Origin of the sequence: Paenibacillus forsythiae T98, assembly GCF_000520735.1 — a bacterium.
In the GTDB taxonomy this organism is placed as follows: Bacteria; Bacillota; Bacilli; order Paenibacillales; family Paenibacillaceae; genus Paenibacillus_AQ; species Paenibacillus_AQ forsythiae.
On sequence record NZ_ASSC01000565.1, the window covers coordinates 1 to 7,616 of the forward strand.

General features: G+C 52.1%; 9 protein-coding genes. 8 read left to right on the forward strand and 1 reads right to left on the reverse strand.

Annotated elements, in window-relative coordinates:
* Both L692_RS0117645 and L692_RS0117650 read left to right on the forward strand, forming a co-directional pair.
* Positions 1-917, forward strand: a 917-nt coding sequence (locus tag L692_RS0117645; RefSeq protein ID WP_025701422.1) for a sensor histidine kinase, incomplete at its 5' end; no start/stop codon positions are given.
* A gap of 91 nt (positions 918-1,008) precedes the next feature.
* Positions 1,009-1,326 (forward strand): hypothetical protein, encoded by a 318-nt coding sequence (locus L692_RS0117650; RefSeq protein WP_025701423.1) that lies wholly within the window; start codon positions 1,009-1,011, stop codon positions 1,324-1,326.
* A gap of 619 nt (positions 1,327-1,945) precedes the next feature.
* Here the strand turns inward: L692_RS0117650 and L692_RS0117660 are convergent.
* Positions 1,946-2,272 (reverse strand): winged helix-turn-helix transcriptional regulator, encoded by a 327-nt coding sequence (locus tag L692_RS0117660; protein WP_025701425.1) that lies wholly within the window; start codon positions 2,270-2,272, stop codon positions 1,946-1,948.
* Between the two features lie 199 nt (positions 2,273-2,471).
* Here L692_RS0117660 and L692_RS0117665 point away from each other — a divergent pair, with 199 nt between their 5' ends.
* The 6 genes from L692_RS0117665 to L692_RS0117690 form a co-directional block, all read left to right on the forward strand.
* Entirely contained in the window at positions 2,472-3,251 is a 780-nt protein-coding gene (locus tag L692_RS0117665; protein ID WP_025701426.1) for a GTP cyclohydrolase II, read from the forward strand.
* Between the two features lie 87 nt (positions 3,252-3,338).
* On the forward strand, positions 3,339-4,391 hold the full coding sequence (locus L692_RS0117670) for an ABC transporter ATP-binding protein (protein ID WP_025701427.1): 1,053 nt from the start codon (positions 3,339-3,341) through the stop codon (positions 4,389-4,391).
* Positions 4,392-4,467: 76 nt separating this feature from the next.
* Positions 4,468-5,262, forward strand: coding sequence for an ABC transporter permease (locus L692_RS0117675; protein WP_025701428.1), 795 nt, complete (start codon positions 4,468-4,470; stop codon positions 5,260-5,262).
* 7 nt (positions 5,263-5,269) lie between these two features.
* Positions 5,270-6,055: an ABC transporter permease gene (locus tag L692_RS0117680; RefSeq protein ID WP_025701429.1), complete on the forward strand. Its 786-nt coding sequence runs from the start codon at positions 5,270-5,272 to the stop codon at positions 6,053-6,055.
* A gap of 171 nt (positions 6,056-6,226) precedes the next feature.
* A complete protein-coding gene (locus tag L692_RS0117685) occupies positions 6,227-6,538 on the forward strand; it encodes a PadR family transcriptional regulator (RefSeq protein ID WP_036724287.1) in 312 nt (103 codons plus the stop codon).
* Positions 6,539-7,616: FtsW/RodA/SpoVE family cell cycle protein (locus tag L692_RS0117690; protein ID WP_025701431.1), on the forward strand; the 1,078-nt coding region annotated here is incomplete at its 3' end.

Below are 7,616 nucleotides of genomic sequence, written 5' to 3' on the forward strand. Positions count from 1 at the left end.
CCGGCGCGATCTGCGCGGGATTCATGCTCTCCGTTCGCCGGAAAATGGAACTCGTCCTTGCGCAGCTCTCGGAAATGATCCAGGCCCTGATATACAGCCGGGATAAAGAGATCTTCTCCGTGACCGAGGATACGCTTTTGTCCAAGCTGCAGAGCCAGGTGATTCAGCTGACGGGCATCTTGTCCGTCCAAAAGGAACGGTATTCGAGAGAAAACAGGGAGATCAAATCCCTGATCTCGGATCTCTCGCACCAGCTCAAGACGCCTCTTGCCAATCTGGCGATGTACAGCAGCCTGCTGGATGATGCCGGATTGCCCCCCGATAAGCGTCTGGAGTTCAGCCGCCGGTTAAAGAGCCAGATCGACAAGCTGGCCTGGCTGATGGACAGTCTGATCAAGCTGTCGAGACTGGAATCCGGGATTATATCCATCAGGGAGGAACCCGGAGACCTGGGCAATACGGTGCTCGCCGCGATCAAGCAGGCGTTTCCGGCGGCAGAGATGAAGAACGTGACCATTGAGTGGAAGGGGGGACAAGGCATTGTGCTCTCCCATGACGCCAAATGGACGGCCGAAGCGGTCTATAACGTGATCGATAATGCGGTAAAATACTCGGAGCCGGGCGGCAACATTATCCTTACCCTCACAGCCTATAACCTGTTTGCCCGGATCGATATCGCGGATAACGGGCTGGGCATTCCGCCGGAGGAACTAAACGCGATATTCAGACGGTTTCACCGCGGGTCGAACGTGCGGGATGCGGATGGCGTCGGCCTCGGGTTGTATCTGACCCGCAAAATCATCACCGGGCAGGGCGGATATATCAAGACGGCATCCGAACCGGGCCGCGGCAGCATGTTCTCGCTCTTCCTCCCGCTGGGGAGAGTTCCCGGCCAATCCGGACCGTCCTCTTCTTGAGGGCGGTTTTTATATTTTTATCAGAAAGGTATTGCAATATCTATAATACCGAGTATAATACTTGGTATAAAGAAAGCGAGGAGAGATAGAGATGTCTGTCAATGATTATCTGGACCTGTATAACTATGCTAAGCAAATAGGCGATGCCCAGTGGCAGGCCGATCTGCTGACTACCTTGAAGAATTTGAAGAACATGACAGAAGCGGAAATACGTGAACAGAAGGTTAGAGAGATGTGGATTCGCTTTGATGATATTAATGCGGTTCTGCTTGAATTGTTTGAGAAGCTGCGGACAGGCGGGACTGACATTCAGGCGAGAGCCTGGAGAGAGCGGGTCTGGGAGCTTAAACTGGAGAGAATCTCATTGGCGAAGGAACTTCAGGATAAATATATTCATATGCGTCACTGATGCTGCAACTATAAGATAGTCTGTAATGAGATATAGAAAGCTGGCCTGCAGCGGTCTGCTCAGCCAAGACTTTAATTACGAAGAATTACTTGGACATTGGCATGCATTCACGCATCATAGTCATGCACATTGTCATCATTTCATCGCAGTCTTGCATTTTCTTCATCATCATTTCCATGTTCATGGACTCCATGTTCATACCAGACATCTTTTCCATGCACATTTTCATGCTGTTCATCTTGGCCATCATGTCTTCCATACACATACACATCATCATTTCCATACACATGCTTTCCATAATTAATTCCGCCTCTCTTTTAAATAAATAGTAGTGTTGTCTCTTTTAAATTACTATATTTTTCGTGCCTTTTCAATGGAATGCCGTAATATCCCCATAAAAGTATTCTATAATATGTCATAACTATGTATATTCCTACCATTTTGATGTCATTTATCCGAATAATCGACACTGAATAGGCGTGAATTCGTCAACAATCTACAGTCCTTTCGAAATAAGAAAGGGCTGTGTTTTTGCATGGAGGGATATGAAAGCTGAGAAAGCGCCTTATCCATCTCCCGGCGAGGGAGCGGATAAAGCGCTCTTGGCGCTTTCGGCTGTTCACCTGGTCGGCTCAAGCTCAACCCATTCCGAGGACCAGCTGCCGATCTCTTTTAGAATAGGGGCCAGTGCCGTGCCTTTCGCGGTCAGAGAATATTCGATCCGCACCGGAATCTCGGGGTATACCGTTCTTTGAATAATTCCTTCGTTCTCCAGTTCTTTCAGCCGGTCGGAGAGCACCTTGCCGCTGAGATTGGACAGGCAGCCTTCGATTTCGCCAAACCGGCGGGGACCGGGGATCAGCACAAATACAATCAGCGCGACCCACCGTTTGCTCAGCATATCAACCGCTTTTTCAAAGCGGGGACACATTACGAAATCCTTCATGCGCATCACCTCTACATTCATTATAACATAGACTTACAATAAGTAATCATTATAATTTATTTATATATTATAACTTGACGAATATATATTACAATGATAAACTTACTTACAAATAGTTACTTAAATTTTGACTAACCCGACTACTCCACTGTGAGCGGCCGATGGAGACGAAATCCGATTAATTAAGGAAGGTGCCCTCATGATCAAGCCCGAGATTGTTTCCATACTTAAGAATAAAATTCAAACCATTGAACGGAGCGATTCGGCTAATATTCTGGTCGGACCGATCACGCTGCCGGTCAATTTAGATGGAGAGACCGTTACGTTTAAATGGTACAGCTGGCTTCATCTGACGAATGAAGAACGGACCGGGCTGGCGGGGGAAGAGCTGACGGAGAAGCTGATCGGCCGTCTGGCCGGGATGAAGCTTGCCGACAGCCAGCAGTCCAGCGTTCTGGTGTATGGGGATTTCGAGCATGCCGACACAGCGCTGATTCGGATGCACAGCATCTGCCATACGGGGGATATCTTTGGCAGCAAGCGCTGCGACTGCGGCTACCAGCTTCACCAGTCGATGAAGATGATCGTGGAGAACGGCTCCGGCGCACTCTTTTATCTGGCTAACCATGAGGGAAGAGGCATTGGTCTGTTCAGCAAGGCGATGGCCTATCTTCTTCAGGAAGAGGGCTATGATACCGTGGAGGCGAATCTGGAGCTGGGCTTTGAGGATGATTCCAGAAGCTATGCGGACGCCATCAGTGTGCTTCAGCGCCTGCGCAGCAAGCCGGTCACGCTGATCACGAACAATCCGAAGAAGCTGAAGGCGCTGAAGGCCGCCGGCATGAACGCGGTGAAGCGTGTGCCGCTGTGGGGAGATGTTTCGGTCTTCAACGAGAAATATTTACGGACAAAGGTAAGCCGTTCCGGCCATCTCGGAGCGCAGGACGGGGAAATTCTGCCGGGGATTATGGCGAGATAACAAGGTTAACTGCATAAAGGGTGGTGCTTTTAGGCCCGTTCCTTTATAATGCTTTTGAATGAACTTAAACGTTTAGCGAGGTATAATATGGCAGCGATTGATGTACAGGATTTGCGAAAAACCTTTAAGGTGCAAAAAAACCGCGGAGGCCTCAAGGGGGCCTTCGTTGATTTGTTTAAGCGGGAATATAGCGAGGTGACTGCGGTCAAGGATATCTCGTTTCAAATTCCGGAGGGGGAAATCTGCGGATATATCGGCGAGAACGGCGCCGGAAAATCGACCACAATCAAAATGCTGACCGGCATTCTCGTCCCGACCTCCGGGCGGCTGACTGTCGGCGGCTATGTGCCGTATGAGGAACGCGAGAAGTTTGTCCGGAACATCGGCGTCGTGTTCGGGCAGCGCAGCCAGCTCTGGTGGGATATCGGCGTGATCGAATCATTCGAGCTGCTGCGCAAGGTGTACCGAGTCGGGGAGGCCGACTACAAGAAAAGACTGGACGAGCTTGTAGAGAGACTGGAGCTTCAGGAGCTGCTGAACCGCCCTGTCCGCAAGCTCAGCCTTGGTCAACGGATGCGCTGCGAGCTGGTAGCGGCCCTGCTGCATAATCCGTCCATCGTGTTCCTCGACGAGCCGACGATCGGTCTTGATATTGTCGTCAAGTCGGAAATCCGGTCGTTTCTCAAGGATATGAACCGTGAGCACGGCACAACCATTCTGCTTACGACCCATGACCTGCAGGATATTGAGGCTCTCTGTTCGCGGGTTATTATGCTCGATGACGGACGGATTATTTACGACGGCGGGCTGGATGAGCTGAAGCAGCGCTGGGGAACCGGCCGTGAAGTGGCCTTCCAGTTCGGAACCGCCACGAAGCTGGATCGTCTGGAACATCTAACGGCAGGTATGCCCGTAAAATGGACAGCCGAGAACAATCTCGCCGCCACGGTATGGATTCCGCTGGAACTGAACGTCTCGGACGTGCTTGGACGGGTGGTCGGACAAGCCGACATCACGGATATCAAGATCATCGAGACGAACACGGATGATATCGTCCGCAGCATCTACCAGTCCGGATCGGCGAATGTTGCGGAAGAGGCGGTTCCTGCGCCGTCTCGGGAAGGAGCCGGACATGTCTGAGCATACATCCGCAGCGGCTTCTCCGGGAGGGGGATACAGGGGAGCGGGGAGGCCGGAGCGCGGGGAGCGAAGGCTGCTGCTGGAGGCGTATTTCGATTTCATCCGCATCCGCTTCCTGACCATGCTGGCCTATCGGCTGAACTATTACACCGGAATTCTGATCTATTCCCTCAACATCGGCGTCAATTACTTCACCTGGAAAGCGATCTACGGTCAGGGAGAGTCGCTGGGCGGCTTCACTGCGGCGCAGATGACGACCTATGTGGCCGTATCCTGGATGGCCCGGGCGTTCTACTTCAACAATCTCGATAGGGAAATCGCGACGGATATCCGTGACGGCAGCATCGCCATTCAGTTTATCCGGCCCTATAATTACGTGTTCGCCAAAATGATGCAAGGCTTCGGAGAAGGAATGTTCCGTTTCCTGCTGTTTATGATCCCGGGCATGGCTCTCGCCATGCTGCTGTTTCCGGTGAAGCTTCCGCAAGATCCGGCGGCCTGGGCCGGCTTCCTGGTCATGCTGTTCTTCAGCTTCCTGATCAATTCGCAGATTAACATCATTACCGGGCTGCTGGCCTTCTTCGTGGAAAATAACGAGGGCCTGATGCGGATGAAGCGCGTCGTTGTCGATCTGTTCTCCGGCCTGATCATTCCGATCAGTCTGTTTCCGGGCTGGCTGTCGGCTGTGCTCAAGCTGCTGCCGTTTCAGGCGATTACCTATCTGCCGGGCTCTGTCTTTACCGGACGGGTGCAGGGCGTGGGGATCTGGAGCGTATTTGGCATACAAATCATTTGGTTTATCATTCTGCTGATTCCGCTGTTCTGGTTATACCGCGCGGCGCGGCAGCGTCTGTTTGTGCAGGGAGGCTGAGCAAGATATGTACCATTTGGGACTGCTGTCCGAATATTTGAAAAATTACATGAAGACCCGGCTCACCTACCGCGCGGATTTTTGGGTGGAGGTTCTCTCGGATCTCTTGTTCCAGGTGACGAATCTCATATTTATCTTCGTCATCTTTATGCACACGAACAGTCTTGTGGGCTGGAGCCAGAGCGAGGTGGTCTTCGTTTACGGCTTCTTTATGGTGCCCTGGGGCGTGTTCGCCTGTTTCGTGAATATGTGGAATTTCAGCGAGCGCTATATCGTCAAGGGGGAAATGGACCGTATCCTGACGCGTCCCGCCCACAATCTGTTTCAGATTTTTCTGGAAAATGTGGACCCGCCTTCATTGATCGGCTCGTTCATCGGTCTCTTTATCATGGCGGTCAGCGGCTTTAATATGGGGCTGCCGTTCGAGTGGTGGACGATTCCGGCATTAATTGTGCTGACGATCAGCGCCTCGGCCATTTATATGGGGATATACACGACGCTGACGGCGCTGTCCTTTTATTCGGATGCGCCCACCGGCATCATTCCGCTGATGTACAACATCCAGTCTTACGGCCGCTATCCGGTGACGATGTACAACCGGGCGATTCAGGTGCTGCTGACCTGGATTCTGCCGTTCGCCTTTGTCGGCGTCTATCCGGCGGGATTGTTCCTCCAGCGTGAGGAGATGACGCGGATGGCGCTGCTTACGCCGGTCATGGGAGCAATCTTCGTAAGCATCGGCTTGTTTGTGTGGAACCGGGGTGTAAGGAAATATAAGGGCGCCGGTTCCTGAAATCTGGAACAACAGCATTTGCCGCCTTTCCATGTTAAATGGCAGGGCGGCTTATTTTTTTATTTTTATACATAGTATTGCTATGCATAGAAACAATAGGTATAATGATTGGTAAAAATACACATTTGACGATGAAAGGAGGAGAAGGCGATCAAACCGAACAAGGAGCTCATGAAGGGCAGTACCGGTACGATGCTCCTCACGCTGTTAAGCCGACAGCCGCTGTACGGCTACGAGATGCTGCGGGAGCTTGAACGCCGATCGGAGGGAGTATTTTCGCTCAAGGAAGGAACGCTTTATCCCATTCTGCACAGCATGGAGGGCGAGGGCTGGGTTGAAGCCTATTGGGAGGCTGTGAACGGCCGGAACCGGAAGTATTACCGGATAACGGACAAAGGAGGCAGAATATTAAACGAGAAGAAAGCCGAGTGGGCCTTGTTCCGTAATGCCGTCGATTCCGTTATCGGGGAAGGAGGAGTATGAGTGAAGGATTATCATGAAATGAGCCCTTATCTTGCAAAAGTGTGCGAACAGGTAAAAGCGCGTTCCATACACCCGGAGCTGCGCAGGGAGCTGGGAAGTCATCTCCAGGATCTGGCGGATGAAAGAGAGAGTCAGGGATATGTGCGGGAGGAAGCGGTTCAGTGGGCCATGCAGCAGATGGGCGACCCCGCAACCGTCGGTCAGAGTCTGAATCGGATACATAGACCGAGAATGAACTGGGGGCTGGTGGCGGGAGCTTTATTGTTTGCGGTCAGTGGTATTGTCGGAATGTTCTCTTTGAGCGCTTCTTCCTACGCGAGTACGCGAATCAATCCGTACCTTCCGCAGTTCGGGGAAAGGCATCTTGTTTATGTGTGCATGGCGCTGCTGCTGATGCTGGGGCTGTCCGTTCTCGATTACCGCAAGCTGAGAAGCTTGTCCTGGCCGCTCTACGCCTTGACATTGGCGGGGATGTTGGCTGTCCAATTCAGCAGGAATATGGTAAACGGGGTGTATCGATGGTTAATTCTGCCCTTTAATTTTGCTATCGATGTGATGGGCTGGAGTCCTTATCTGCTCATCGTCGCTCTGGCCGGGATCTGGGGAGGCAGCGGAACTCGGCAGACTGGCGGAAAGCTCCCGATCAATGGTTGGCGGGCAATTTTGCTGATTGGAGCGCCTATCCTTCTTTATTGGCGGGGGCATGTTCTTCCGGAGCTGGTTCTTTTTGCAGCAGTATCCCTTGTTCTGTTCGCCTGGTTATCCGGCAAATGGAGAAGAGTCATTCTCATAGCGGCGGGACTGGCCTCGGCGGGATTGCTGGCCGTATGGAATTCAGATTATTACTCGGATAGGCTCTCCGCCGCGCTGAATCCGGCCATGTTCAGCGATGGAGCAGGATATATTCATGTCAAGCTGATTGAGGCTGTTGCTTCCGCCGGATGGTGGGGACACGGCTTCGGAGCGGCCAATGAACAGCTGCCGTATCTTTATTCCGATATGCTGTTCCCTTATTTGATCTACAGCTTTGGCTGGGCGGCAGGCTTCCTGCTGGCGGGGCTGATTCTGTGGTTTGTTG